The 584-nt window shown below is 74.0% G+C and carries 1 pseudogene; it reads left to right on the top strand.

What is annotated here, in order from left to right:
• Positions 1-131: 131 nt before the first annotated feature.
• Positions 132-584, top strand: a pseudogene (locus tag P1P75_RS41900) (hypothetical protein); the annotation flags it as partial.

Here is a 584-nt window from a genome sequence, read left to right as displayed (position 1 = left end):
GGGGTGTGGGGGGCGGGCAGGGCACGGACGGCGACGAACGCCCCGAACGGGGACGTTTGCAGACCTGAGGCCCCCCTTTGCAGCAGCAGCGGTTACGGTGCTGACGTACGTGATCGACAGGGGGAGGGACGATGCCCGGAACCGTGCTGCTGCTCGCGGCCTCACCCGTGGGCAGGGGATGCCTGGTGGACGCGGCGTCCGTGCTCCCCGTGCTCGCGGCCGTGCCGCCCGCCGTGCTGGCCGGCACCGACACGGCGAACGTCGTCGAACTCGCCGACCCCCTGGAGCCGCAGGCCGTGCTGACCCGGCTGCGGGCCGCCGCGGCGGCACCCGGACCGCTGACCGTGTTCGTCACCGGGCAGCTCCAGCTCGACCGCAAGCAGCGGCTGCCGCATCTGGCACTGGCCCGTACGACGCCGTCGACCGTTCGCTACACCGGTTTCCCCTGGCACTGGTTCCGTGAGGAGCTGCGGCTGCGGTCGGCCGGGACGACGACGCTGCTGGTCGACCTGCACGCGGACGCGGAGACGTGGGCGTGGCTGCGGGGGCGGGGGCTGGAGTGCGGGCCGGGGGTCACCGTGTAC

The organism is Streptomyces sp. ID05-39B, from assembly GCF_033794725.1.
Lineage (GTDB): Bacteria > Actinomycetota > Actinomycetes > Streptomycetales > Streptomycetaceae > Streptomyces > Streptomyces bobili.
The sequence above is the reverse complement of the archived record's forward strand: the minus strand, read 5'-3'. Positions and strand labels throughout refer to the sequence as shown.